The 25243-nt window shown below is 66.1% G+C and carries 22 protein-coding genes, 1 tRNA gene and 1 riboswitch; of the genes, 13 read left to right on the top strand and 10 right to left on the bottom strand.

The genetic code is table 11. The features are described 5' to 3' along the window. Together AC1DYS_RS11800 and AC1DYS_RS11795 are read right to left on the bottom strand one after the other, a co-directional pair. On the bottom strand, positions 1-528 hold the full coding sequence (locus AC1DYS_RS11800) for a GNAT family N-acetyltransferase (RefSeq protein WP_477899180.1): 528 nt from the start codon (positions 526-528) through the stop codon (positions 1-3). A gap of 108 nt (positions 529-636) precedes the next feature. Further along, positions 637-819 carry a hypothetical protein gene (locus AC1DYS_RS11795; protein ID WP_477899178.1) on the bottom strand — a complete coding sequence of 61 codons (183 nt, stop codon included), beginning with the start codon at positions 817-819 and terminating at the stop codon, positions 637-639. Between the two features lie 104 nt (positions 820-923). Here AC1DYS_RS11795 and AC1DYS_RS11790 point away from each other — a divergent pair, with 104 nt between their 5' ends. Continuing rightward, positions 924-3467 carry a chemotaxis protein CheW gene (locus AC1DYS_RS11790; RefSeq protein WP_477899176.1) on the top strand — a complete coding sequence of 848 codons (2544 nt, stop codon included), beginning with the start codon at positions 924-926 and terminating at the stop codon, positions 3465-3467. 7 nt (positions 3468-3474) lie between these two features. On the opposite strand, the gene alaS is transcribed toward AC1DYS_RS11790, so the two are convergent. Together alaS and AC1DYS_RS11780 are read right to left on the bottom strand one after the other, a co-directional pair. Then, positions 3475-6084 (bottom strand): alanine--tRNA ligase, encoded by a 2610-nt coding sequence (alaS, locus tag AC1DYS_RS11785; RefSeq protein WP_477899174.1) that lies wholly within the window; start codon positions 6082-6084, stop codon positions 3475-3477. A gap of 81 nt (positions 6085-6165) precedes the next feature. Beyond that, positions 6166-7581, bottom strand: a complete 1416-nt coding sequence (locus AC1DYS_RS11780) for an aminotransferase-like domain-containing protein (RefSeq protein ID WP_477899172.1) — start codon at positions 7579-7581, stop codon at positions 6166-6168. 147 nt (positions 7582-7728) lie between these two features. On the opposite strand from AC1DYS_RS11780, the gene gabT reads away from it, so the two are divergent. The 6 genes from gabT (at position 7729) to AC1DYS_RS11750 (ending at position 14961) form a co-directional block, all read left to right on the top strand. After that, a complete protein-coding gene (gene gabT / locus AC1DYS_RS11775) occupies positions 7729-9021 on the top strand; it encodes a 4-aminobutyrate--2-oxoglutarate transaminase (RefSeq protein WP_477899170.1) in 1293 nt (430 codons plus the stop codon). Positions 9022-9043: 22 nt separating this feature from the next. Continuing rightward, positions 9044-10198, top strand: coding sequence for an ABC transporter ATP-binding protein (locus tag AC1DYS_RS11770; protein WP_477899168.1), 1155 nt, complete (start codon positions 9044-9046; stop codon positions 10196-10198). 41 nt (positions 10199-10239) lie between these two features. Beyond that, on the top strand, positions 10240-11268 hold the full coding sequence (locus AC1DYS_RS11765) for an ABC transporter substrate-binding protein (RefSeq protein ID WP_477899166.1): 1029 nt from the start codon (positions 10240-10242) through the stop codon (positions 11266-11268). A gap of 34 nt (positions 11269-11302) precedes the next feature. Further along, the gene (locus AC1DYS_RS11760) at positions 11303-12559 is read left to right on the top strand and encodes an ABC transporter permease (RefSeq protein ID WP_477899164.1); all 1257 of its coding nucleotides are present in this window, start codon (positions 11303-11305) and stop codon (positions 12557-12559) included. Positions 12560-12563: 4 nt separating this feature from the next. Further along, positions 12564-13394, top strand: coding sequence for an ABC transporter permease (locus AC1DYS_RS11755; RefSeq protein WP_477899161.1), 831 nt, complete (start codon positions 12564-12566; stop codon positions 13392-13394). Between the two features lie 94 nt (positions 13395-13488). Next, complete coding sequence (locus AC1DYS_RS11750; RefSeq protein ID WP_477899159.1) at positions 13489-14961, top strand: NAD-dependent succinate-semialdehyde dehydrogenase; 1473 nt, start codon at positions 13489-13491, stop codon at positions 14959-14961. Here the strand turns inward: AC1DYS_RS11750 and AC1DYS_RS11745 are convergent. The 3 genes from AC1DYS_RS11745 to AC1DYS_RS11735 all read right to left on the bottom strand — a co-directional run bounded on the left by AC1DYS_RS11745 (position 14954) and on the right by AC1DYS_RS11735 (position 16974). Then, the gene (locus AC1DYS_RS11745; RefSeq protein WP_477899157.1) at positions 14954-15850 is read right to left on the bottom strand and encodes a GGDEF domain-containing protein; all 897 of its coding nucleotides are present in this window, start codon (positions 15848-15850) and stop codon (positions 14954-14956) included. The genes AC1DYS_RS11750 and AC1DYS_RS11745 overlap by 8 nt on opposite strands. Before the next feature lie 67 nt (positions 15851-15917). Continuing rightward, positions 15918-15991 (bottom strand) — tRNA-Gly (locus AC1DYS_RS11740). Positions 15992-16035: 44 nt separating this feature from the next. Continuing rightward, the gene (locus tag AC1DYS_RS11735; protein WP_477899155.1) at positions 16036-16974 is read right to left on the bottom strand and encodes an HDOD domain-containing protein; all 939 of its coding nucleotides are present in this window, start codon (positions 16972-16974) and stop codon (positions 16036-16038) included. 264 nt (positions 16975-17238) lie between these two features. Here AC1DYS_RS11735 and trmB point away from each other — a divergent pair, with 264 nt between their 5' ends. Then, complete coding sequence (gene trmB, locus AC1DYS_RS11730) at positions 17239-17943, top strand: tRNA (guanosine(46)-N7)-methyltransferase TrmB (protein ID WP_477899153.1); 705 nt, start codon at positions 17239-17241, stop codon at positions 17941-17943. Here trmB and AC1DYS_RS11725 read toward each other — a convergent pair. After that, entirely contained in the window at positions 17940-18761 is an 822-nt protein-coding gene (locus AC1DYS_RS11725; protein WP_477899151.1) for an undecaprenyl-diphosphate phosphatase, read from the bottom strand. The genes trmB and AC1DYS_RS11725 overlap by 4 nt on opposite strands. A gap of 241 nt (positions 18762-19002) precedes the next feature. On the opposite strand from AC1DYS_RS11725, the gene AC1DYS_RS11720 reads away from it, so the two are divergent. From AC1DYS_RS11720 to AC1DYS_RS11700, 5 genes are all read left to right on the top strand, one after another. Further along, entirely contained in the window at positions 19003-19671 is a 669-nt protein-coding gene (locus tag AC1DYS_RS11720) for a TetR/AcrR family transcriptional regulator (protein WP_477899149.1), read from the top strand. Between the two features lie 79 nt (positions 19672-19750). Beyond that, positions 19751-20416 carry a protein-L-isoaspartate O-methyltransferase family protein gene (locus AC1DYS_RS11715; RefSeq protein ID WP_477899147.1) on the top strand — a complete coding sequence of 222 codons (666 nt, stop codon included), beginning with the start codon at positions 19751-19753 and terminating at the stop codon, positions 20414-20416. Then, the gene (locus AC1DYS_RS11710; protein WP_477899145.1) at positions 20416-20763 is read left to right on the top strand and encodes a rhodanese-like domain-containing protein; all 348 of its coding nucleotides are present in this window, start codon (positions 20416-20418) and stop codon (positions 20761-20763) included. Before AC1DYS_RS11715 ends, AC1DYS_RS11710 begins: the two co-directional genes overlap by 1 nt. Next, positions 20687-22150 (top strand): TolC family outer membrane protein, encoded by a 1464-nt coding sequence (locus AC1DYS_RS11705; protein ID WP_477899143.1) that lies wholly within the window; start codon positions 20687-20689, stop codon positions 22148-22150. Before AC1DYS_RS11710 ends, AC1DYS_RS11705 begins: the two co-directional genes overlap by 77 nt. Before the next feature lie 82 nt (positions 22151-22232). Then, a riboswitch (yybP-ykoY riboswitch) is annotated at positions 22233-22406 on the top strand. Positions 22407-22408: 2 nt separating this feature from the next. Next, positions 22409-22978 carry a TMEM165/GDT1 family protein gene (locus tag AC1DYS_RS11700; protein ID WP_477899141.1) on the top strand — a complete coding sequence of 190 codons (570 nt, stop codon included), beginning with the start codon at positions 22409-22411 and terminating at the stop codon, positions 22976-22978. 9 nt (positions 22979-22987) lie between these two features. Here AC1DYS_RS11700 and AC1DYS_RS11695 read toward each other — a convergent pair whose 3' ends face one another. Together AC1DYS_RS11695 and waaC are read right to left on the bottom strand one after the other, a co-directional pair. Next, positions 22988-24274, bottom strand: coding sequence for a 3-deoxy-D-manno-octulosonic acid transferase (locus tag AC1DYS_RS11695; RefSeq protein ID WP_477899139.1), 1287 nt, complete (start codon positions 24272-24274; stop codon positions 22988-22990). Further along, a complete protein-coding gene (gene waaC, locus AC1DYS_RS11690; protein ID WP_477899137.1) occupies positions 24274-25242 on the bottom strand; it encodes a lipopolysaccharide heptosyltransferase I in 969 nt (322 codons plus the stop codon). The genes AC1DYS_RS11695 and waaC overlap by 1 nt, the downstream gene beginning before the upstream one ends. Position 25243: the final 1 nt, after the last annotated feature.

Raw genomic sequence — 25243 nt, 5'->3', positions numbered from 1 at the left:
TCAGGCCGGCAGTATGCGCGGTGGGTTGGGATGAAACCGCGCCATGGCGTACGCATCCACGTACACCCCATCTCGCAGCGCATAGCCCTTGAACGTGCCTTCGATCACGAACCCGAACTTGCGGTACAGCGCCAACGCCTTGTCGTTGTCGACATACACCGTGAGTTCCAGGCGCAGGGCGCCCACCCAGCGGTCGGCATAGTCGCACATGGCCGCCATCAGGGCCGAGCCCACGCCGAGGCCTTGCGCTTCGGGCAACACCGAGATCCCTAGCACCCAGGCATGGCGCCGCCGCACGGCCGGGCCGACCGGGTGCAGGCCACAGGAGCCGACCACCTTGCCGTCTCTCTCGGCGCACAGCAGCAAGTCGATCTTGCCCGGCGCGCAGTTCTCGGTGAGGCGCGCGCGCCAGGTGTCTTCGTCGGTGTAGGGCATCTGCATCAGGCCCGGGTAGACCGCAGGGTCGCCCATGATGCGTGCCAAGGCAGCTGCATCTTGTACCGAGGTGCGACGAACGGTGATCGTCATGACAAACACTCCTGATGTGGCTTGGGTATCAAGCCGGGCCAGAAACGACAACGCCCGCTGGTGGCGGGCGATGAGGGGGTGAAACGAATCGGTGAAACTGCGCGCCCGCTACAGAAGCCCCTCGATCTGGACGTGCTGCATGTGAATGACAGCGGCCGCAAAAGCGCCCGCCGTCATCGGCAGCAGCTGGATTGCAAGGGGATTGGTGCGAGAAGGCATGCCAGCAGTATCGAAGCAGCCGCTGCGCTTCGTCAAGCGTGCACTGTGGCGGTGCTTGCTGGATTGGTGCATGCGATTGCATGGCGGAGGCCCCGCTTTTCGATGCTTACGCCTGCACTGGCCTCGTTAGCCTACGTTGTCCGCACTAGGGTGGCCGATCGTCGTGCCGCATCGACATGACTACGAAGAAGATCTTGCGTCGGGGGATTCCGTTCTCAGCCGAAGTTGCCCCGCTGGTGGCGCGCATGCCCGCGGTCGACGAATACCGCGAATCGCTTCTGCGCCTGCAAGGCGTGTGGGACAGCCTGTCCATGCTCGGCCAGATGAGCGGCACGCTGCCCGACATCGTCGCCACGCGCAGCGCGTTTCAGGCCTTGACCGAAAAATTGCTCGACAGCCTGGGCCGCTGCTTGTTGACCAACGTGGTGCAGCAGATGCGCAACCAGGGCCAGGTGGCGATCGACATCCTCGTGCGCAACCTGTTCGAGCGCACGGCCGACATCGGCTTCCTGTCGACCGACACCAACGTGCGCGAGTTCATGCAGGCCCACACCGGCACCGATGCACCCGACGCCGAGTTGCAGCGCCAGCTCGAAGCCCGCTTCGCCGACTACGCCGCCAAGTACAGCGTGTACGACGACATCGTCGTGCTCACCCCCGAAGGCCACGTGCTGGCCCGGCTCGACGGCCGCATCAGCACCAGCGCCCCTTGCACCGAACCCTGGCTCGCACAGGCCCTGGCCGGCGCGCCCTACGTCGAACACTACGGCCCGTCGCCCACCATGGGTGGGCGCACGGCCCTGCTCTACGCCGCCGCCATCCGCAACGGCAGCCAGACGCTCGGCGTGATGTGCCTGTCGTTCCGCTTTGCCGACGAGATGCAGGGCGTGTTCAAGCAATTGCTGTCCGCCGACGACCCGGCCGTGATCGCGCTCGTCGACCCGGCTGGCGAGGTGCTGGCATCGTCCGACCGCTGGCAGTTGCCGCTAGGCGCCGTGCTGCAACCCACCGGCAACAGCGGACACCAGCACATGAAGTTCGCCGGCCGCGAGTACCTGAGCGTGACCGCCGCCGCCAATGCCTACGAGGGCTACCACGGCCCGGGCTGGTCGGCCCGCGTGATCGTGCCCATCGACCAGGCTTTCGAGCCGCGCAACGACGGCTCGTCGGCCATGCCCGAGAGCGTGCTGCGCAACATCGACACTCAGGCGCTCTTCAACGAAGAGCTGCGCGGCATTCCCACCGAAGCCCTGCACATCCAACGCGATCTCTCACGCGTGCTGTGGAACGGCAAGCTGCAACCGGCCACCGCCGGCTCGTCACCGGCGTTCACTGCCACGCTGCTGCGCGAGGTCGGGCTCACCGGCGAACGCATCCGCCAGGTCTTCGACCAGGCCACCGAGCAGCTGCACCTGTCCACCTTGTCGGCGGTGTTCGAGCAGGCGCGCCACCACGCGCGCCTGGCCATCGACATCATGGACCGCAACCTCTACGAGCGCGCCAACGACTGCCGCTGGTGGGCACTCGACGGCGTGCTGCGCCAGGTGCTCGCCCAGCCGGCCGAGCAGCGCGACGCCAGCGCGGCCGCCGCCGTGCTGGCGCGCATCAACGGGCTGTACACCGTGTACTCGCTGCTGGTCTTGTTCGACACCCAAGGCGAAGTGATCGCGGTCTCCGACCCAGCCGCCGCGCAGTGGCGTGGCCAGACACTGGATGCTCCGTGGGTGCGCGAGACGCTCAACCTGCGCGATTCGCAGAGCTACGCCGCCTCGGCTCACACACAGAGCCCGCTGTACGGCGACCGCGCCACGTACGTGTTTGCGGCCGCCTTGCGTTCACCCGACTCGCAAGCGCGCGTGGTCGGCGGCATCGCCATCGTGTTCGACGGCGAGCCTCAGTTCGAAGCGATGTTGAGAGACTCCTTGCCGCAAGGCAGTGAATCTCAATCGGCTGCAAGCTTGCTGGTCACACGCAGCGGCAAGGTGGTCTCGAGCAGCGACATGCGCTGGCCCGTCGGCAGCGATGCCCCGCTGCCTCCCGGCCTAGCAACACTCGCTCGCGGCGCGGCCGACACGGCCGTGATCGACATCGACGGCACGGCCTACGCCGCCGGCTACAGCATGTCAGGCGGCTACCGCGAATACGGCGCCAGCGGCGACAACCGGCCCGACGACGTGGCCGGCCTGATGCTGCTGCGCCTGGGAAGCCACAAAGCCGCCGCCGCACCGGCGACACCGGCATTCGAGGTGTCGGCCCCGCGCCGCACTGCGGCAGCGGTTCCGGTGATGTCGATCGCCAGCTTTCTGTGCGACGGCCAATGGCTCGGCCTGCCCGCCGCGGCAGCGCTGCAGGCTTTGCAGCGCCCGCGGTTGGCCGCGATCCCGAACGCACCCGCCCACCTGCTGGGCATGACGGTCTACGAAGGCCAGCTGCTACCGGTGGTCGACGTGGCGAGGCTGCGCACGCGACGCGCCACCACCGACCTCGACGCACCCGTCATCGTGGTGCAAGGCCCGGCCGGCCAGCGCTTCGCCTTGCGTGTCGACGAACTCGGCCCGGTGTTCGAAGTGCCCGAGAACGAGCTCCAGCCAGTGCACCAGAGCGCGCACAGCGGCGAACGCCTGGTGCGCGGGCACCAGCAGATGTTGACGCTGCTCGACATGGCGCAGCTCATCGCGTCGTCAGGCGCCGTCAAGCTGGCCAGCGACGCGCTGGTCTAGCGCCGCATCACACCCGCTCGGCGACCCAGCCCTTCACCGACGCCAGCGCTGTCGACAGGTTCGTCGGGTCAGTGCCACCGGCCATGGCCATGTCGGGCTTGCCGCCGCCCTTGCCGCCTACTTGCTGGGCAACGAAGTTGACCAGTTCGCCGGCCTTGACCTTGCCGATGCTGTCGCTCGTCACGCCTGCGGCGAGCTGAACCTTGCCGTCTTGCACCGCGGCCAGCACGATGGCGGCGGTCTTGAGCTTGTCCTTCAGCTTGTCGAGCGTCTCGCGCAGGCTCTTGGCGTCGGCACCGTCGAGCACGGCAGCCAGCACCTTCAGGCCCTTCACGTCGATGGCTTGCGACAGCAGGTCGTCACCTTGCGACGAAGCGAGCTTGCCTTTCACGGCATTCAGCTCTTTTTCCAGGGCCTTCACCTGCTCCAGCACCTGGCTCAGGCGCTGAGGCACTTCGGTGGGCGCGGACTTGAGCGTGTGCGCGAGCTGGTTGACGGTGCCTTCGAGCGTCTGCAGATACGTCAGCGCATTGGCGCCGGTCACCGCTTCGATGCGGCGGACGCCCGCAGCCACGCCGCTCTCGGCCACGACCTTGAACAGGCCAATGTCGCCGGTGCGGGACACGTGCGTGCCACCGCAGAGTTCGCGGCTGCTGCCGATGTCGAGCACGCGCACGCTCTCGCCGTACTTCTCACCGAACAGCATCATCGCGCCGGTCTTTTGTGCCGACTCGATGTCCATCACACGGGCCTGCGTGGCCTCGTTGGCGAGGATCTCGATGTTGACGCGGCGCTCGATCTCGGCGATCTGCTGCGGCGTCACCGGCGCGTTGTGCGCGAAGTCGAAGCGCGTCTTGTCGGCATCGACCAGCGAGCCCTTCTGCTGCACGTGCGTGCCCAGCACCTCGCGCAGTGCCTTGTGCATCAGGTGGGTGGCGCTGTGGTTGCGCACCGTGGCCGCGCGCACGCTGCCATCGACGCGCGCCATCACGGTGTCGCCGACCTTCAGCGTGCCCTGGCTCTGGATGCCGTGGTGGCCGAACACATCGGCCTTGATCTTCTGCGTGTCCTGCACGCCGAACAGCACACCTTCGGCCGTCAGCGAACCTTGGTCGCCGACCTGGCCGCCGCTCTCGGCGTAGAAGGGTGTCACGCTCAGCACGACGATGCCGGCCTGGCCTTCGGTCAGCTGCTGCACCGCATTGCCTTCGTGGTACAGCGCCAGCACCTTCGCCTTCTCTTCGAGGTGCTCGTAGCCGGTGAAGGCATGGCCCTCACCGGTGTACTCCACGGCGCGTGCCATCTTGAATTTGCCTGCGGCGCGGCCGGCGGCCTTTTGCTGCTCCATCGCCGCATCGAACCCGGCTTCGTCGACGCCGACACCGCGCTCGCGGCAGACGTCTTGTGTCAGGTCGAGCGGGAAACCGTAGGTGTCATGCAGCTTGAAGGCCACCTCGCCCGGCAGCGTCTTCTGGCCACCAGCCAGTGCGGCGTCGAGGATCTCCATGCCGTTGGCCAGGGTCTCGAAGAAGCGCACTTCCTCGGCCTTCAGCGTGTCGGTGATGTGCTGTTGCTCGGCGGCGAGCTTCGGGTAAGCGGCACCCATTTCGCTGACCAGATCGGCCACCAGCTTGTGGAAGAACGGCTTCTTCTGACCGAGCTTGTAGCCGTGGCGAATGCCGCGGCGGATGATGCGGCGCTGCACGTAGCCGCGGCCTTCGTTGCTCGGGATCACACCGTCGCTCACCAGGAAGGCGGTCGCGCGGATGTGGTCGGCAATCACCCGCAGGCTCTTGTTCGACAGGTCTTTTTCGCCCGTCTCGCGCGAGGCGGCGCGGATCAGCTTGTCGAACAGGTCGATCTCGTAGTTGCTGTGCACGTGCTGCAGGATCGCCGCCAGGCGCTCCATGCCCATGCCGGTGTCCACGCAGGGCGCGGGCAGTTTCTTGATGCTGCCGTCGGGCTGCATGTCGAACTGCATGAACACGTTGTTCCAGATCTCGATGTAGCGGTCGCCATCGGCATCGGGCGAGCCGGGCGGGCCGCCGGCGATCTCGGGGCCGTGGTCGTAGAAGATCTCCGAGCAGGGGCCGCAGGGGCCGGTGTCGGCCATCATCCAGAAGTTGTCGGAGGCGTACTTGGCGCCCTTGTTGTCGCCGATGCGCACCACGCGCTCGGGCGGCAGGCCGATCACCTTGGTCCAGATGTCGTAGGCCTCGTCGTCATCGATATAGACCGTCGCCCACAGCTTGTCGGCCGGCAGCTTGTAGACCTTGGTCAACAGCTCCCAGGCCCAGGTGAGTGCGTCGTGCTTGAAGTAGTCGCCGAAGCTCCAGTTGCCGAGCATCTCGAAGAAGGTGTGGTGGCGCGCTGTGTAGCCCACGTTCTCGAGGTCGTTGTGCTTGCCGCCAGCCCTCAGGCAGGCCTGGACGGAAGCCGCGCGCACGTAGGGGCGCTTGTCGGAGCCGAGGAATACGTCCTTGAACTGCACCATGCCCGAGTTGGTGAACATCAGCGTCGGGTCGTTGGCCGGCACCAGCGGGCTCGAGGCCACGATGGTGTGGCCCTTGGATTCGAAGAACTTCAGGAAGGTATCGCGGATCTCGGAGGCTTTCATCCGGTTCTCTCTTAAAGGCCGCTAGCAAAGGCTGCCTGCGGCGGAACCGTCGATTATAGAAAGCCGCTCCCGTCGGACAGCTCAGGCCGCTGCGCTCTGTGCCTGCAGCTGGATCTGCCCGGCCAGGAAGGCGTACACCCGCTCGTCGTCGCTGAAGGCCACGTTGAAGCGCAACCAGCCCGTGGTGCGCGGCTCGACCAGGAACAGCTGCCCCGGCCCGAGCATCATCCCCTCGCCCGCGGCCAGGCGAGTGAGCTCGGCACCGTCGGTCAGATCGGGGTGGCGCGCCCACAGGTACATGCCGGCCTTGGGCTCGTTGAACAGCTCGAAGCCCAGGTCGGCCAACCGGCGCGCGACGCGCCCATGTGCGTCTGCGAGCCGGCTGCGCAGCGACTTGAGGTGCTTGCGCCAGCGCCCTTCGGACAAGGCGCCGAACGCCAGGCGCTCGGTCAGGTCCGACGAGGTCAGGCCCGACACCATCTTCAGCTGCGCCAGGTCTTCGAGCAGGTCGGGTTTGGCGACGACGTAGCCGACGCGGATGTTGGGCGAGATCGTCTTCGAATAGCTGCCGACGTAGACCACGCGCTTGACCTGGTCCAGGCTCGCCAGTGAGGGCCGTGCCTCGGGGTCGAGGTCGGTGTAGATGTCGTTCTCGACCAGCGTCAGGCCATGCTGTTCGGCGAGTTGCAGCAGGCGAAAGAGCTGCGCCACCGGCGTCACCGAGTTGGTGGGGCTTTGCAGCCGCGGCTGGGTGAAAAAGACCGTCGGCTTGTGCTCGACGATCAATGCCTCGAGCGCCGTCAGGTCGTAGCCATTGGCCAGGCGTGGCACGCCGATCAGCCGCGCGCCGAGAAAGCGCAGCATGAACATCAGGTTGGGGTAACCCGGGTCGTCGACCAGCACCGCATCGCCCGCCTTCACGAGCCGGCGGGCCACCAGGTCGAGCGCCTGGCTGGAGCCCTGCGTCAACAAAACGTTCTCGGCACCGACTGCGATCTGGTGCTCGGCGAGCGACTCGGCAATCAGCAGGCGCAAGGCCAGGTGCCCGTGCGGCAGGCCGTATCCGCCCAGCTCGGCACCGTCGGTGGCCAGCTGGCGCAGGCTGCGGCGCACGCCGTCTTCGAACAGCCAGTCGTTCGGCAACCAGCCACAGCCAGGCTTGAGCGAGAGATTGCGCGTTTCGAAGATCTGCTGCAGGTACCAGCGCGCGTCGAAGCGCAGGTCGGTGGCCACCCGCTGGCCTTCGCCAGGCGCCGGCGTGTCGCGCCGCTTCACATAAAAGCCCGAATGCGTGCGCGACACCAACCAGCCCTGCGCGACCAATCGGTCGTAGGCCTCGACCACCGTAAAAACGCTGACGCCGTGCGACGCGGCAAAGGCCCGGATCGACGGCAGCTTGGCGCCGGGCCGCAGCGACTGCTCCACGATCAGGCGCCGCAGACCTTCGACGATCTGCGTCACCAGGGGCGTGGACGATTGCGGGTTGAGGATGAACATCGGTGCTTGTGATTTCGGCGCACCGCCTAGGTGCTTTCATGTACAGGTGCTTTGGCCTGCACAGTGCACCACCGTCTGCAGCCCGCTGTATATGGTATCGCCCGGCCACGCTGCCTAGAGTCTCGGCTTTCCGACGAAAGGAACACCATGGCCACCACTGCACAACCCGACAACGCCACGCTGATGGCCCGCCGCCACGCCGCCGTCGCGCGCGGCGTGGGCCAGGCCCACCCGATCTTCATCAGCCGCGGCGCCAACGCCGAGGTGTGGGACGTGGAAGGCAAGCGCTACCTCGATTTCGTCGGCGGCATCGCCGTGCTCAACACCGGCCACACCCACCCGCGCATCATCGAAGCGGTGAAAGCCCAGCTCGACGCCTACTCGCACACCTGCTTCCAGGTGGTGGCCTACGAGCCCTACGTCGAACTCGCCGAGCGCCTGATCGCGCTGGCACCGGGCAGCTTCGCCAAGAAGGCACTGTTCCTGTCGACCGGCGCCGAGGCGGTCGAGAACGCGGTGAAGATCGCCCGCGCCCACACCGGCCGCCCCGGCGTGATCGCGTTCAGCGGCGGCTACCACGGCCGCACGCTGCTCACGCTGGGCATGACCGGCAAGGTCACGCCCTACAAGACCGGCTTCGGGCCGTTTCCGGGCGAGGTGTTCCATGCGCGCTTCCCGAACCCGCTGCACGGCGTGAGCGTCGAAGACTCGCTGAAATCGGTGGAGCAGCTCCTCAAGAACGACATCGAACCCGGCCGCGTGGCGGCCTTCATCGTCGAGCCGGTGCAAGGCGAAGGCGGCTTCTACATCGCTCCCAAGGCCTTCATCGCCGGCCTCAAGGCCATTGCCGACCAGCATGGCATCCTGCTGATCGCTGACGAAGTACAGACCGGCGCCGGCCGCACCGGCACTTGGTTCGCCAGCGAGCAGTGGCCGGTGGCGCCCGATCTGATCGCGACCGCCAAGTCGATGGCCGGCGGCTTCCCGATCTCCGGCGTGGTGGGCCGAGCCGACGTGATGGACGCGCCCGGCCCCGGCGGACTGGGCGGCACCTACGCCGGCAGCCCGATCGGTTGCGTGGCGGCACTCGCGGTGCTGAAGGTGTTCGAAGAAGAGCAGCTGCTGGCACGTGCGCAGGCGATCGGCGAGCGGCTGATCACCGGGCTCAAGGCCATCGCGGCCCAGGTGCCGGCGATCATGGACGTGCGTGGCCTCGGCGCGATGGTCGCCATCGAGCTGTGCCAGAACGGCGACCTGGAGCAACCCGATGCCGAGCTCACGAAGCGCGTGATCGCCGAGGCGGCACGCCGCGGCCTGTTGCTTCTTTCGTGCGGCAGCTATGGCAACGTGATCCGCTTCCTCGTACCCTTGACGGCGCCCGACGCCCAGATCGACGAAGGCCTGCAGATCCTGGCCGACAGCTTGCTTTCGGTCCAATAAACCTGTCCCTCGAGAGCCCGCCATGCCGCCATCGCCCGCTGCTGAATCTCGCCCCTCTCCCGCCACGGCAACGCGGCCGGGCACCGACGTGCCCTTGGTGCGCTTCACTGGCGTGCAGAAGACGTATGACGGCGTGCAGCTCGTCGTCAAGCAGCTCGACCTCGACATCCGGCGCGGCGAGTTCCTCACGCTGCTCGGCCCCTCGGGTTCGGGCAAGACGACCACGCTGATGATGCTGGCGGGCTTCGAGTCGCCCACCGCCGGCGACATCCTGCTCGACGGCAAGCCGATCACGCGCACTCCGCCGCACAAACGCAACTTCGGCATGGTGTTCCAGAACTACGCGCTGTTCCCGCACCTCACCGTGGCGCAGAACGTGGCCTACCCGCTCACAGTGCGCAAGGTGCCGCATGCCGACATCACCAAGCGCGTCGAGCGCGCACTCGGAATGGTGCAGCTGCGCAACATGGATGCACGGCTGCCGGGCCAGCTTTCGGGCGGCCAGCAGCAGCGTGTGGCGCTGGCCCGCGCGCTGGTGTTCGAGCCGCAGCTGGTGCTGATGGACGAGCCGCTGGGCGCGCTCGACAAGCAGCTGCGCGAGCACATGCAGATCGAGCTGAAGGAGCTGCACCGCCAGCTCGGCGTGACCTTCGTCTACGTGACGCACGACCAGGGTGAAGCACTCACCATGAGCGACCGCGTGGCCGTGTTCAACGACGGCGCGATCCAGCAGATCGACGTCGTCGAGCGCATGTACGAAGCGCCGGCCAACCGCTTCGTGGCCGGCTTCATCGGCGACAGCGCCACGCTGCGTGGCACCGTGCGCGCCGCCCAGGTCGACAACGACAGCGACCGCTGCGGCATCGTGCTCACCGACGGGCGCGTGCTGACCGGCCTCAACATCAACGGTGCGAAGGTCGGCGCGCAGGTCGAGGCCTGTATCCGCCCCGAGCGCATCGCAGTGCACGCCGAAGCGCCCAGCGAGCGCGGCAACGTGCTGCAGGCCGAGGTGCGCAACCTGATCTATTTCGGCGATCACCTGAGGCTGCTGTGCCACCTCGGCGAAGGCCAGGCCCTCGCCACCGTGAAGCTGCCGCTGTCGGCACCGCAGGTGCCGCAGGTCGGCAGCGCGGTGTGGCTTGAACTGGCGCCTGAGCTGACGCGCATTTACGCTTGATCCCCCGCAAGAAGTTTCCCAACCTAGGAGAAGTTGACACCATGAACAAGAGCATCCTGGCCGCGCTGCTGGTGGCCGCGAGTTCGCTGCCCGCCCTGGCGCAGCAGCAGATCACCGTCGTGAACTTCGGCGGCGCAAACGCCAATGCACAGAAGAAGGCCTACTACGAGCCCTTCGAGAAGACCGGCACCAAGGTCGTCGCGGTCGAATACAACGGCGAGCAGGCCAAGATCAAGGCCATGGTCGAGACCAAGAAGGTCACCTGGGACGTGGTCGAGGTCGAGTCGCCCGACGTGGCACGCGGCTGCGACGAAGGCCTGTTCGAGAAGCTCGACTACAGCAAGATCGGCAACAAGGCCGACTTCAACCCCGCGGCCGTCACCGAGTGCGGCATCGGCGTCTTCGTGTGGTCGACCGTGATGGCCTACAACGGCGACAAGCTGAAAGACGGCCCCAAGACCTGGGCCGATTTCTGGGACACCAAGAAATTCCCCGGCAAGCGCGGCATGCGCAAGGGCGCGCGCTACAACCTCGAATTCGCGTTGATGGCCGACGGCGTCAAGCCCGCCGACGTCTACAAGGTGCTGGCCACCAAAGACGGTGCCGCCCGCGCGTTCAAGAAGCTGACCGAACTCAAGCCCAACATCCAGTGGTGGGAAGCCGGCGCGCAGCCGCCGCAGTTCCTGGTCGCCGGCGACGTGGTGATGACGACCGTCTACAACGGCCGCATCGACGCCGCCAACCGCGAAGGCAAGAACCTCAAGATCACCTGGATCGGCGGCATCTACGACCTCGACTACTGGGTCATCCCGAAGGGCGCACCGAACAAGGATGCTTCGCTGAAGTTCATCGCCTTCGCCAGCACCGCCGATGCGCAGGCCGAGTACGCGAAGAACATCGCCTACGGCCCGACCAACAACAAGGCGCTGGCCAAGCTCGACGCCAAGGTGCTCGACAACCTGCCGACCTCGCCGGCCAATGCGAAAGAGGCGCTGCAGATGAACCTCAAGTTCTGGGCCGACCAGGGCGAGGATTTGGAGAAGCGCTTCGCTTCGTGGGCAACCAACTGACCTGAAACCGAGCCAAGAGAAGCGAGGCTTCACCATGACCACTGCAAGCCTCGCCCTCCCCGGCATTGCCGACCCACTGGCGCTGCGTCGCCAGCTGGCGCGTGCCGATCGGTTGCGCAAGTGGCGGGCGTTCTCTCTGACGCTGCCCTTGCTCATCTTCCTGCTGCTGACCTTTCTGGTTCCCATTGCCACGCTGCTGAAGCGCGCGGTCGAGAACCCCGAAGTTGCCAATGCATTGCCTCGCACCGTGACCGCCTTGCAAGGCTGGAAGCGCGAGGGCGTGCCCGAAGCAGACGCCTTCGCCGCCATCACGAAAGACCTCGCCGCACTGCCTGACAGCTCCGACGCCGGCGCGCTGGCGCGGCGCCTCAACAGCGACACGCCCGGCGCCCGCTCGCTGGTGATGAACACCTTCAAGGCCTTGCCGCTGGAGGGCGCCACCACGCCGGCCGACATCAAAGCCAAGCTGCTCGCGCTCGACGACCGCTGGGGCGACGTCACCTACTGGCGCGCCATCGCAAAGAACGGCGCGCGCTGGACGCCCGATTACCTGCTGACCTCGGTCGACCTGCGGCGCGATGCGCAAGGCAGCGTCGAGCGCGTCGACCCCGAACAGCGCGTGTTCGGCCGCATCCTGCTGCGCACCTTCGAGATCAGCGCCGTCGTCACGCTGTTCGCGCTGCTGCTGGGCTACCCGCTCGCCTACTGGCTCAGCACGCTCTCGGCGCGGCAGGCCAATGTGCTGATGATCCTTGTGCTGGTGCCCTTCTGGACCTCCATCCTCGTGCGCGTGGCCGCGTGGATCGTGCTGCTGCAGTCCGAAGGCTTGGTGAACCACGCGCTGAGGGATCTGCACCTGATCTCCTCGCCGCTCGCGCTGCTGTTCAACCGCACGGGCGTGGTCATCGCGATGACGCACATCCTGCTGCCCTTCATGATCCTGCCGCTGTACAGCGTGATGAAAAGTGTGCCGCCCACCTACCTGCGCGCAGCGGTGTCGCTGGGCAGCTCGCCGCTGGCGGCCTTCTTTCGCGTCTACGTGCCGCAGACCTACCCCGGCATCGGCGCCGGTGCGTTGCTGGTGTTCATCCTGAGCATCGGCTACTACGTGACGCCCGCGCTGCTCGGCGGTGCGGATGACCAGATGCTGAGCTACTACATCGCGCAGTACACGAACGTCACCGTCAACTGGGGCATGGCCTGTGCGCTGGGCGCCTTGCTGCTCACCGCCACGCTGGTGCTGTATGCGTTCTACCGTCGTGTCACCAAATCCGAACTGAGCCTGGGCTGACCTGATGAACGCCGTCGCACGCCTGCTACCGACCTTCCCGGCCTACGCCACGCCGCTCGACAAGCTCGGCTGGTGGGCGTTGCGCGTGCTGTGCGTCGCTGTGCTCGGCTTCCTGCTGCTGCCGATCCTGGTGATCATTCCGCTGTCGTTCAGCGACAGCTCCTTCCTTTCCTACCCCATTCCCGGCTGGTCGCTGAAGTGGTACGAGAACCTCTTCACCTCGGCCGAGTGGGCACGTGCCACGAAGAACAGCTTCATCGTCGCGCCCGCCGCCACGCTGATCGCCACCACGCTCGGCACCATGGCCGCCGTGGGCCTGGTGCGCACGCAATTCGCGTTCAAGGGCCTGGTGATGAGCCTGCTGATCGCGCCGATGGTCGTGCCCATCGTCGTGGTGGGCGTCGGCACCTACCTGTTCTTCGCACCGATCGGCCTGGCGGACAGCTACCTGGCGCTGATCCTCGTGCATGCCGCCCTGGGAGCGCCCTTCGTGCTGACGACTGTGCTGGCCACGCTGCAAGGCTTCAATCAGAACTTGGTGCGCGCGAGCTTGAGCCTGGGCGAGAGCCCGCTGCGCAGCTTCTTTCGCATCACGCTGCCGGTGATCGCACCCGGCGTGATCTCGGGCGCGCTGTTTGCCTTCGCGACCTCGTTCGACGAGGTGGTGGTCGCCCTCTTCCTCGCCGGGCCCGAGCAGCTGACGCTGCCGCGGCAGATGTTCAACGGCATCCGCGAGAACATCTCGCCGACGATTGCCGCCGTGGCGACGCTGCTGATCCTCTTCACCACCAGCCTGCTGCTCGCGCTCGAGTGGCTGCGCGGGCGCCGCCGCTGAGGCCCTCGCCCTAAAACCCGCTTGCGACCGTGGGCCCCGCCTGCGCAGTAGAGTGGTCCCAACCCCCTTTGACCTCGCCTCAAGGAGATATGACATGGACATGAAATCCTCGCCTCTGGTTCTGCTCAACGACCCCAGCCTGCTGCGCACCAATGCGCTGATCAACGGCGAATGGGTCGGCGGCAAGGGCCGCTTCGACGTGATCGACCCGGCCACCAGCCAGAAGCTGGTCGACGTGGCCAACCTCGGCGTGATCGAGACGCGCGCCGCGCTGGACGCTGCGAACAAGGCCTTCCCGCTTTGGCGCAGCAAGACCGCCAAGGAGCGCGGCGCGATCATGATGAAGTGGTTCCATCTGATGATCCAGCACGCCGATGACCTGGCACGCATCATGACCGCCGAGCAAGGCAAGCCGCTGGCCGAGGCCAAGGGCGAAGTGGTCTACGGCGCGAGCTTCATCGAGTGGTTCGCCGAAGAAGGCAAACGCGTCTATGGCGAGACCATCCCGACCACCGACGTCAACAAGCGCTACCTCGTCATCAAGCAAGCCATGGGCGTGTGCGCGGCCATCACGCCGTGGAACTTCCCCATCGCGATGATCACGCGCAAGGTCGGCCCGGCGCTGGCCGCAGGCTGCCCGGTGATCGTGAAGCCTGCGGGGCAGACGCCGCTGTCGGCACTTGCGATAGCCGAGCTCGGCCAGCGCGCCGGCCTGCCGCCTGGCGTGCTGAACGTCATCACGGCCGACAAGTCCGCCGAGATCGGCAAGCTGCTGTGCGAGAGCGAGATCGTGCGTCACCTGTCCTTCACCGGCTCCACCGAAGTGGGCCGCATCCTCGCCGCGCAATGCGCGCCGACCATCAAGAAGCTCTCGCTCGAGCTCGGTGGCAACGCGCCCTTCATCGTGTTCGACGACGCCGACATCGACAGCGCGGTCGATGGTGCGCTGGCCAGCAAGTACCGCAACGCCGGGCAGACCTGCGTGTGCGCCAACCGCTTGTATGTGCAAGACACCGTCTACGACGAGTTCGTCGAAAAGCTGGCTGCCAAGGCCAAGGCCATCAAGGTCGGCAACGGCTTCGAAGACGGCGTGACGCAGGGCCCGATGATCGATGACAACGCCATCAAGAAGATCGAGAGCCATGTGGCCGACGCATTGTCCAAGGGCGCCAAGCTGCTCACCGGCGGCAAGAAATTCGGCGACCGCTTCTTCGAGCCCACGGTGCTGACTGACACCACCAGCGAGATGCTGTGCGCCCGCGAAGAAACCTTCGGCCCAGTGGCACCGGTTTTCCGCTTCAAGACCGAAGAAGAAGCGCTGGCGATGGCCAACGCCACCGAGTTCGGCCTGGCCGCCTACTTCTACAGCCGCGACATCGGCCGCATCTTCCGTGTGGGCGAAGGGCTGGAATCGGGCATGGTGGGGGTGAACACCGGCCTCATCTCGACGGCCGAAGTGCCGTTCGGCGGCGTGAAGCAATCGGGCCTGGGGCGCGAAGGTTCGCGCCATGGCATCGAAGACTACGTCGAGATCAAGTACCTCGCCCTGGGCGATATTCTCAAGTGATCGGGTCGTTGGCGGCGCCCGGCTGCATGCCGTAGGCGCCGAGCATCGCAGCGGTCGACGCGTGGCGCAGCAGCTCGTCGGGCTGGCGCCCGTCCTTCGGGAACTGCGCCACGCCGACGAAACTCGTCAGCGCGACGCTGGTGCCGGTGACGGTCACCGGCTCGCGCAGCCAGCGTTGCAGCTTGTCGACCACGTGCGTGGCGTCGGCCGGTGATTCGGTCGACGACAGCAGCACCGCGAACGCGTCCACGCCGAGCGAGGCCACCACATCGCTGGCTCGCACACCTGCGCGCAGCCGCACCGCCACCTTGCGCCGCACGACATTGGCCGACTCCTGGCCACGCGCCGCCTCCAGGCCTTGCAGGCCTTCGATGCGAAACACCAGCACGCTCACCGGCTTGGGCTCACGCTCACGCAGCGCCAGCAGTTGGCTCATGTGCTCGATGAATTGCTGCCGATTGGGCAGGCCCGTGCCCAGGTCGGTGGCGTAGGCCTTGACCGCGTCGTTCTCCACCGAACGGCGCTCCACGGCCAGGCGCACACGCTGCGCAAGCGAGGTCGAGTTGGACTCGAGCACCACGTCTTGCACCCCGGTGGAGAGCAGCCGCTGCTGCGTGGTGATGTCGACCTCGGCCGTGACGACGATCACGGCCGCTTCAGCGCACGCGGCCGACAAGGCCGGCCATGCAACAGGCTGCGCTTGCGCACCGGAGGGCAGGTACAGCAGCAAGGCATCGGCCGGCTGCGATTCACCGGCACTCAACACGTCGAGCGTGTCCACCGAGTCGGCCACGAATGGCCCCCACGGCGAACCGGCGGGCAGGGCCCAGGGCAAGGTAGCGCCTTGGGGCAAGCCGATCCAGACAACGCGCAACAGCTTGTCACTCATCTCACATCACTTTCAGCGATGGCGGAAACGATGCGGGCCGCACTTGGGCGGCCCGGGACACGAAATATGGAGCGGGTGATGGGAATCGAACCCACGTATGAAGCTTGGGAAGCTGCCGTTCTACCATTGAACTACACCCGCGTTGAGCGCAGATTCTAGCGTGCCGATCCTTGACCGGCAGCCGCTCAGCCGGGCGAGATGTAAGCCGCACGCACGACGTCGGGCCAGCCCGCCAGCAACGCATCATCTTCGGCCACACGGCCCGTCGACACCAGTACACGCAAGCTCGCGAGTCGGTACCCCGCGAGCAACAGCTGCGCAAACGGGTCGGTCGCCGCTGCGAAACTGCCCGTGTATTGCACGTCACGTGCAGCTTCATGCAAGGCCGGGTTCAGACGCCAGGCCGTCACCAGTTGCACGAACAAGCGGTCGCGCCGCGAACAAAAGCCCTCTTTGAAGCCGCTGCTGAACACCATCTCTGCCGGTGGGTGCTGCTCGAACACACGCTCCAGCGCCCGCAGCCCGGCCGTCCAGCCCACGTTGCTCAGCAAGCCGCCGAGGTACGCCTCGAACGGGTCGACCCCTTGCGCCACGGCCAGCGCGCGGCACAGATCTGCCTGCACTTGCGCCTGTGTCCACACCCGAGCCGCGGCCCGGCTCGAGAGGCTGCCCGACTGCGCATCGAACATCGGCTTGAGCACCACCTTCGCGATGGCTTGCTTGAGGCCGGCCGTGCCGATGCGACGCACCGCCTCGGCCAGTTCGCTCGCCTGCCCTTCGCCGCGGAACGCGGTGCTGTTGGCGAGCCGCACGACCTCGGCCACGAGATTAGGGTCGCGCTCGACACGTTGCGCCAGTTCGGCGGATGACTGGTTTTCGTCGCGCAGGCTGTTGAGCAGCGGCGGGATCACGCCAGCCGCGCGCGGCAGCAATTCACCGCGTCCCTTGTCGGCGGCGATCAGTGGATCCAGCTCCGCGAGCCAGAGGGATTCGGCGGCGTTGGCATGGCGCTCAGGTCCGGGCGGGAGGTCGAGCAGCCAGTCGAACAGTTCAGCGTCCAGATCGGGCAGTTCGGCCACGCTGGCTGCAGCCGGCGCGCTTGCCTCGGAGAGAGGCTTCTTCACCTGAAGACGCTCCGATCCCGTCTGCGTCTCAGTGGACAAAAGCTTGCCGATTCGACGTACCCAATTTGCCATGGCGACAACATGCCTCTTGAGAAGGAAACAGTATCGCAGCAGCAGAGCCCCGGCAATGCACATCAGCCTCGTTCGATCGTGCCGCATTTGTCGTGCTAGCCAAGTCACACTCCACAGTCGATGCGGCACCAGCCCAAGCGTCGACACAGGCACAATGCGAGCCCCTCAACCGCCCCGAGCGGCGGGCCAGCCATGACCGACCCACAACATCCCCCAGAAGACGACACCGCGCCACGGCGCCGCATCCGCAGCTTCGTGCTGCGCACCGGCCGCATGGGCACGGGCCAGATCCGCGCGCTCGAGACGCTGGCACCGAAATACGTGCTGCAGTACTCACAGCAGCCTCTGGCGCATGAGAACGTTTTTGGCCGCAACGCGCCGGTAGTGTTGGAGATCGGCTTCGGCATGGGAGACGCCACCGCCCAGATCGCGCAGGCACTGCCCGGCACCGATTTCATCGGCGTCGAGGTTCACACACCGGGTGTGGGCGCGCTGCTCCAGCGCATCGAAGAAAAGCAACTGGGCAACCTGCGCATCGTTCAGCACGATGCCGTCGAGGTGCTGCAGCACATGATCGCGCCCGGCTCGCTCGCCGGCGTGCACATCTTCTTCCCCGACCCGTGGCACAAGAAGAAGCACAACAAGCGCCGCCTGATCCAGGCACCGTTCGTGGCTGCGTTGGTCAGCCGTCTCGCACCCGGCGGCTACCTGCATTGCGCGACCGACTGGCAGCCCTATGCAGAGCAGATGCTGGAGGTGCTGGCAGCCGAACCCGGCCTGCGCAACACAGCCGAAGGCTATGCGCCGAAGCCCGACTACCGGCCGCTCACGAAGTTCGAGAACCGCGGCCTGAAACTAGGCCACGGCGTCTGGGACCTGGTGTTCACCAGACCTTAGTCGGACCAGACCACCGCGCCCGTGTACCAGGTGGCAAGCACGACGATTCCGAACGCGATGCGGTACCAGGCGAATGGCACGAAGTTGTGGGTGGCGATGTAGCGCAGCAGCCAGCGCACGCACAAGAAGGCCGAGACGAATGCGGCGATCATGCCGACCGCCCACATGCCGAGGTCATCGACCGACAACAGGGCGCGCTCCTTGTAGAGCGAGTAGGCCGATGCGATCACCAGCGTCGGAATGGCGAGGTAGAAGGTGAACTCGGTCGCCACCTGGCGCGACAGGCCGAACAGCATGCCGCCGATGATGGTGGCGCCGCTGCGGCTGGTACCGGGGATCAGCGCGAAGGCCTGGGCAATGCCCACCTTCACGGCATCCAGCCAGGTCATCTCGTCGACGCTGTTCACGCGCACCGCATGCGTCCGGCGCTCGGCCCACAAGATGATGAAGCCACCGAGGATGAAGGTGGTGGCCACCGTCGGCGCGTTGAACAGTTGGGCCTTCAGCATCTTGCCGAACACTATGCCGAGCACGGCCAGCGGCAGGAAGGCAATGGCCACGTTGATCAGCAACCGGTTGGCCTTCGGGTCGCGGCCGATACCGCCGAGCGTTGCTGCGATGCGCACGCGAAACTCCCACACCACCGCCAGAATGGCCGCCGACTGGATCACGATCTCGAACAGCTTGCCGCGCGCATCGTTGAAGTTGAGCAGCGACCCCGCCAGGATCAGGTGGCCCGTGCTCGATACCGGGAGAAATTCGGTCAGGCCTTCAACCACGCCCATGACCGCGGCCTTCACCAACAACAAGACATCCACGCGCATACCCCGGCTGAAAAACGACGCGCGATGATAGCGGGCGGTACTTAGGCAACACTGAACAAGTCCCTCGCGGACGGCCATCCTCACGTCGCCTTAGCTAGGGCTGAAGGACGGGCCATCGCACTTCACCGATCTTTACCCTGAACTCGCCGCCGCCGATCACCCCTCGGTTAGGCTGCCGCCTTGACCCTCGGACACGCCGCGGCTACATTACTGACTAATTAGTCAGTATCTCCCCATGCCCAAACCCACTCCCGCTGCCCCGCCGCGGCAACGACGCAAAGAAGCCCGCCCACAGGAACTGCTGGACGCCGCGCTTGAGCTATTCGTCGAAAAAGGGTTTGCCGCCACCCGCTCCGACGAGGTGGCAGTGCGCGCTGGCGTCTCCAAGGGCACGCTCTATCTCTACTACCCCAGCAAGGAAGAACTGCTCAAGGCGGTCATCCAGCAGAACCTGTCTCAGCTCTTGGCCGAGAGCAGCGGCATTGCTGATGAGTTCGAGGGCCCGACCACCGAATTGCTGGCTTTCCTGATGAACGCCTGGTGGGAGCGCGTCGGGAACACGCCGGCAGGCGGCATCCACAAGATCATGATGTCGGAAGTGCGCAATTTCCCGGAGATCGCGCAGTTCTACCGCGAAGAAGTGATCCAGCCCGCCACCGACCTGCTCGTGCGCACGCTGAAGCGCGGTGTCGCGCGCGGCGAGTTCCGCGAAGTGGCGTACGAAGAAGTGACACACGTGCTGTTCGCGCCGCTGATCTTCATGGCGCTACACAAGCATTCGTTCGGCGCCTGCGAGGGCATGGATTCCCTCGACCCGAACAGCGTCGTCGCCACCCACATCGATCTCGTGCTGCATGGCCTGCTCAAGCACCCTGCTTCCCCCAAAGGAAAGCAAGGCCCATGAAAAAGCATTCGCAGCCGACGCCAACGGTGCCCAATAAAATCGCCGCCTCTCTCTTTCTGCCCCCGCAAGGAACCACGCAATGAACACCGAGCAAGCCCGCTTCAACATGATCGAACAGCAGATCCGCCCCTGGGATGTGCTGGACACCGGCATCTTGTCGCTGCTCGCCGTGGTCAAGCGCGAAGACTTCGTGCCACCGGCGTACCGGAGCATGGCCTTCTTCGACACCGAAGTGCCGCTGACCACGCCGCCGAAAGAGGGCCAGCACATGCTTGCGCCAAAGGTCGAGGCACGACTGCTGCAGGAGCTGAACGTGCGCCGTCACGAGCGTGTGCTGGAGGTCGGCGCAGGCTCCGGCTACATGGCCGCCCTGCTGTCGCACAAGGCTCGCCAAGTGGTCACGCTCGAGATCGACCCGGTGCTGGCCAAGATGGCGTCTGACAACCTGAAGCGCGCCGCCATCTCCAACGTCAGCGTGGTCGAGGGCGATGGCTCCAAGCGCCTGCCCACCGCCGGCCCGTTCGACGCGATCCTTCTCTCGGGCTCGGTCGCCGCAGTACCGCCTGCGCTGCTGAACGAACTGAAGGTCGGCGGACGACTGGCCGCGATCGTCGGGCAAGAGCCAGTGATGTGTGCCGTGCTCGTCACTCGCCTGAGCGACAAGGAATTCACGAGCGTCAACCTGTTCGACACGGTGGCAGCCCGGCTGTCTGGCTTCGACGAGCCTTCGCGCTTTCAATTCTGATGCAGCAGGTTCAAGTTCGCGACGTGGCCACCCTGCTCTCCGGCCTGGGTCGGAGGGCGAGCGACCCGGAGCCCGTGTTGCTGGACGTGCGCGAGCCATGGGAGGTTCAGCAGGCTCCGCTTTCGGTGACGGGAGCACGCACCCTTTGCATCCCGATGCAGGAGATTCCATCTCGCCTGAACGAGCTCGAGCCTTCGCAGCCCATCCTCGGTTTATGCCATCACGGGATGCGAAGTCTGCAAGTCGTCGCATTTCTGGAGCGGCAGGGCTATGAGCGCGTGTACAACGTCGCCGGGGGGATCGACGCGTGGTCGCGCGAGGTCGACGCATCCGTGCCCACCTACTAAGAATTCAACACGAGGAACGCTTCCCATGTCCGCTGTTTCCATGTTTAGCCTGCCGCGGCTGAGCCGCCTGGCATTTGCCTGCGCCTTTCTCCTCGGCGCTGCGCCGTTCGCCCAGGCGCAAAGCCTGCAGGAGCTGTACGACACGGCGCGCGGGTATGACGCCAGCTACCTGGCAGCCCGAGCGCTGGCCGAGTCGGCACAGTACCGGGCGGAACAAGTGCATGCACTGCGCCGACCCTCGGTCAATGCCACCTTGGGAGCCAGCCGCGCCACCAACGACACCACGTTGAACAGCACGGAAATCAACGACACCACGACCAAGGGCACCAGTGCGAACCTGAATGCCACGCAGTCCTTGTTCAATCGCGCAAACGATGCCGCCATCTCGCAGGCCGACCTGGGTGTCACTTCCGCGAAGGCCGACCTGGAAATCTCCGAACAGGACCTGATCGTGCGTGTCGCACAGGCCTACTTCGACGTCCTGGCGGCGCAAGATGCCCTGAGCACCGCGCAGACCAGCAAGAAAGCCATCGCCGAACAGTTGGCCTCAGCAAAGCGCAATTTCGAGGTCGGCACAGCGACCATCACCGATACCCGTGAAGCTCAGGCGCGCTCCGACCTCGCCACCGCCCAAGAAATTGCCGCAGACAATGATCTTTTGACCAGGCGCATTGCGCTGGATCAACTCGTCGGACGCACCGGCGTGACGCCCAAGCCGCTTGCCACGCCTGTGGCACTGCCGCCTGTTTTGCCGGCGGATGTCGAAGCCTGGGTGTCACAGACGACCAATGCCCCGCTCGTTCGCCAAGCCCAACTCCGCTACGAGACGGCGCAGCTTGAAACCACCAGGGCGCGCGCTGGTCACCTTCCCACCGTGGGGCTGTTGGCCAGCTACGGCCGCAGCAATGGCAATGAAACCGGTACGTCGCTGCAAGGTGGCCTTGGCAGAGGCAACGTGACCCAGTCGAGCATCGGCGTTCAGGTCAACGTGCCTTTGTTCGCTGGTTTCTCGGTGCAGAACCGCGTCAAGGAAACGCTGTTGCTCGAAGAGCAATCGCGAAATGCACTCGAAGCAAATCGCCGAACTGTCGCCCAGAACACCCGCCAGGCCTACTTCGGCGTGCAATCGCTGCAAGCCCAGGTCAAAGCACTCGAGGCCGCCGAATCGTCGAGCCAGCTCGCCCTCGAAGCGACGCAGCTCGGCTACAAGGTCGGCGTGCGCGTCAACCTCGATGTGCTGAATGCACAAACGCAGCTCTTCACCACCCAGCGCGACCTCGCCAAGGCCCGCTACGACGTGCTGGTAAACAGCCTCAAGCTCCGCCAAGCCGCGGGTCAACTCGTTCCCGGTGACGTGGCTGCCGTGAACTCGATGCTCGCCAAGTAAGCGCCTCAGCGCTCGGCCAAAGGCCCCGCGTCGCGGGGCCTTTTCACGTAGGTCAACGACGTCGGTCGATATACTCGCGCCCGCACTCGTCATTGGGGAGTAGCCGCCCTGCACCCGCAGGGGTCCGCGTCAACACACTTGGTCCTCACGGCCATGGCGCGAACAGCTCCACGCCTGGCAAGACCTTTGACTGCACAGCCTCCCGGAACAAGGGCCGGGGACGTTGTGTGGTCTTCGGTTTTCGGCCCTGGAATTTTCATGGAAGCATTCCTGGTCTCCACCGGCGTGGTCGCGCTGGGCGAAATGGGCGACAAGACGCAGCTGCTCGCGATGCTGCTGGCCGTCAAGTTCAAGCGTCCTCTGCCCATCGTGCTGGGCATTCTCACCGCCACACTCGTCAATCACGCCGCGGCGGGCGCGCTCGGCGGCTGGGTCGCGTCGGCGCTCGGGCCTGACCTGCTGCGCTGGGTGATCGGCTTGTCGTTCATCGCGATGGCTGCCTGGATCATGGTGCCCGACAAGCTCGATGACACCAACGGCAGCAGCACGCGCCACGGCGTGTTCCTCACCACCGTGCTGACCTTCTTTCTCGCCGAGATGGGCGACAAGACGCAGCTCGCCACCGTGGCACTGGCCGCGCGTTACGACGACCTGATTGCGGTGGTCGCTGGCACGACGCTCGGCATGCTGATCGCCGACATACCTGCCGTGTTCATCGGCGACAGGCTGGTGAAGAAGGTGTCGATGAAACTCGTGCACGGCATCGCCGCAGCGATCTTTGCGGGGCTGGGCGTGCTGACGCTCTTCAACGTCGGCAGGCTGTTCTGACCGGTGTGCCTAACGCGGTCGCAGCAGCGGCTCGATCTGCTGCGCCATGCGCTGTGCCGCACCGCGGTGCTGTGCCGCGAACGCAACGGCGCGCTGGGCCACGGCGTCGAGCTCGTCATGGCCAGCCAACTCGAGCGCACGAGTCACGCCCTCGCTCATGTCGGCCACACGCAAAGACGCGCCGGCTTCGAGCGACAGCCTCGCTGCCTCGGCAAAGTTGAAGGTGTGCGGGCCCATGACCACCGGACAACCACAGGCCGCCGCTTCGATGAGGTTCTGTCCACCCAAGGGGGCGAAGCTGCCGCCCAGCAAGGCGACGTCGGCCGCCCCGTAGTACAGCGGCATCTCACCCATCGAGTCGCCCAGCCACGCGTCGGCACGCAGCTGCGCTTCATCCGGCGCATCCGTCCACTGGCTTCGGCGAGCGAGCACGAGACCCGCTTGCTGCACCAGCGCGGCGACTTCATCAAAGCGCTGCGGGTGCCGCGGCACGATCAGCAGCAAAGGCCGCTGATCCGCCAGTTGGCGCATCCACGCGCCAAGCAGCATCGCCTCTTCGCCTTCGCGCGTCACGGCGGCCAGGACGACCGGGCGACCCAGCGCCTCGCGCCAGCTTCGCCCGCGCGCCAGCAAGGCCTCGTCGGGCGTGATGTCGAACTTCAGGTTGCCGCACACCACCACGTCGCGCGCACCCGAATCACGCAGGCGCGTGGCGTCGTCTTCGGTCTGCGCCAGCACCAGGGCCAGCGAAGCCGCGGCCGGCTGCATCACGACCGACAGCCGCTGGCCTTGCCGATGGCTCTTGACGCTCAACCGCGCATTGGCCAGCACCATCGGCACCTTGGCCTCCTGCGCGGCATGCAGCAGGTTGGGCCAGATCTCCGTTTCCATCAGCACACCGACGGCAGGCTTGAACTGCGTGAAGAAGCGCTGCACCACGCCGGGCGTGTCGTAAGGCAGCCAGGCTTGCAAATCGCCCTCGCGCAGCAGGGCCTGGCCCGCTTCGCGGCCCGTCGCAGTGCTGTGGGTCAGCAGCAGGCGCAGCGTCGGGTGCGAACGGCGCAGCGCGTCGATGAGCGCTGCCGCCGCACGTGTCTCGCCGAGCGACACCGCATGCACCCACAGCGCGCCCTGGCGCAGCTCACCACGGTAGTCACCCAGGCGCTCCCCGATGGCGTGGCGATACAGCGGCTCCGCACGGCCGCGCCACCACAGGCGGAGCACGTAAACCGGCGTCAGCAGCCGCAGCAGGTTCGAATAAGCCCCGCGGGCGAGCCAGCTCTGGAAGCCGCTCATCAATGGCCGATCCGGCGCACGACCTGCCAGGTGGCCCACACCAGATCGACCTCGGGCGTCGGGTCGCGCTCGATAGCCACCTGGTGCCGGTGGCCATGCGACTGCAAAGGCCCGGTGCGCCAGGCCGTCGGGAAGTTGTAGAGCTGCACGTGCGGCAGGTTGAGCGCCGTGGCGATGTGGCTCAGCCCGCTGTCGATGCCGATGACGCCGTGCGTCCCGCCCATGCTGTCGACCAGTTGGTCGAGCGGCATCATCGGCCAGACGATGGCATGGGAGCCGAGCGCATCGGCCAGGCGCTGGGCACGCGCCAACTCTTCGGCGCCCGCGTGCGGCAATGCCACGTCGAACCCCGAGGCCACCATGCGATGGCCCAGGTCAACCCAGCACTCCTCGGGCCACAGCTTGTCGGCACGCGAGCTGCCATGCACGAACACCACGGTCGGCCGCTCCGTGCGGACTCCATGCGATTGCAGGCCGAAATGCGGTGGGCCGCCCACTCGGTAGTTCAAGGCCCGCGCCACCAGCTCGCGCGAGCGATCGAGTGCGTGAATGCGCGGCGTGATCTCGATCGTCTGATCGACCAGCCAGCGCGCCGGCAGTTCGTAGCTCGACCCTTCCGTGCGATTAGCCAGGCCGAAGCTCGGCCCCAGCGCCATGCGCGCAACCAATGCCGATTTGGTCAGCCCTTGCAGGTCGATCACCGCGTCGTAGCGCTGGTCGGTGAGCCGCTTGCGAAAGCTGCGCCACTCGGCTCGCACGGCTGACGTCCACCAAGCCCGGCGCCAGCGGCGCTGCGCGCATTCGATCACCTCGTCCACGCCTTGCACCCGCCGCACCAGCGGTGCGAAGGCGGGCTCCACGACCCAGTCGATGTAGGCGTTGCTGTAGACGCTCTGGATGTCGTGCACCACCGGCATCGCGTGCACCACGTCGCCCAGCGAGGACAACTTGACGATCAGAACGCGCACG

The sequence above is a fragment of the Rhizobacter sp. P2_G4 genome (genome assembly GCF_056403575.1).
Note: the sequence above shows the minus strand (reverse complement) of the source record. Positions and strands in the feature narration are given on the sequence as shown.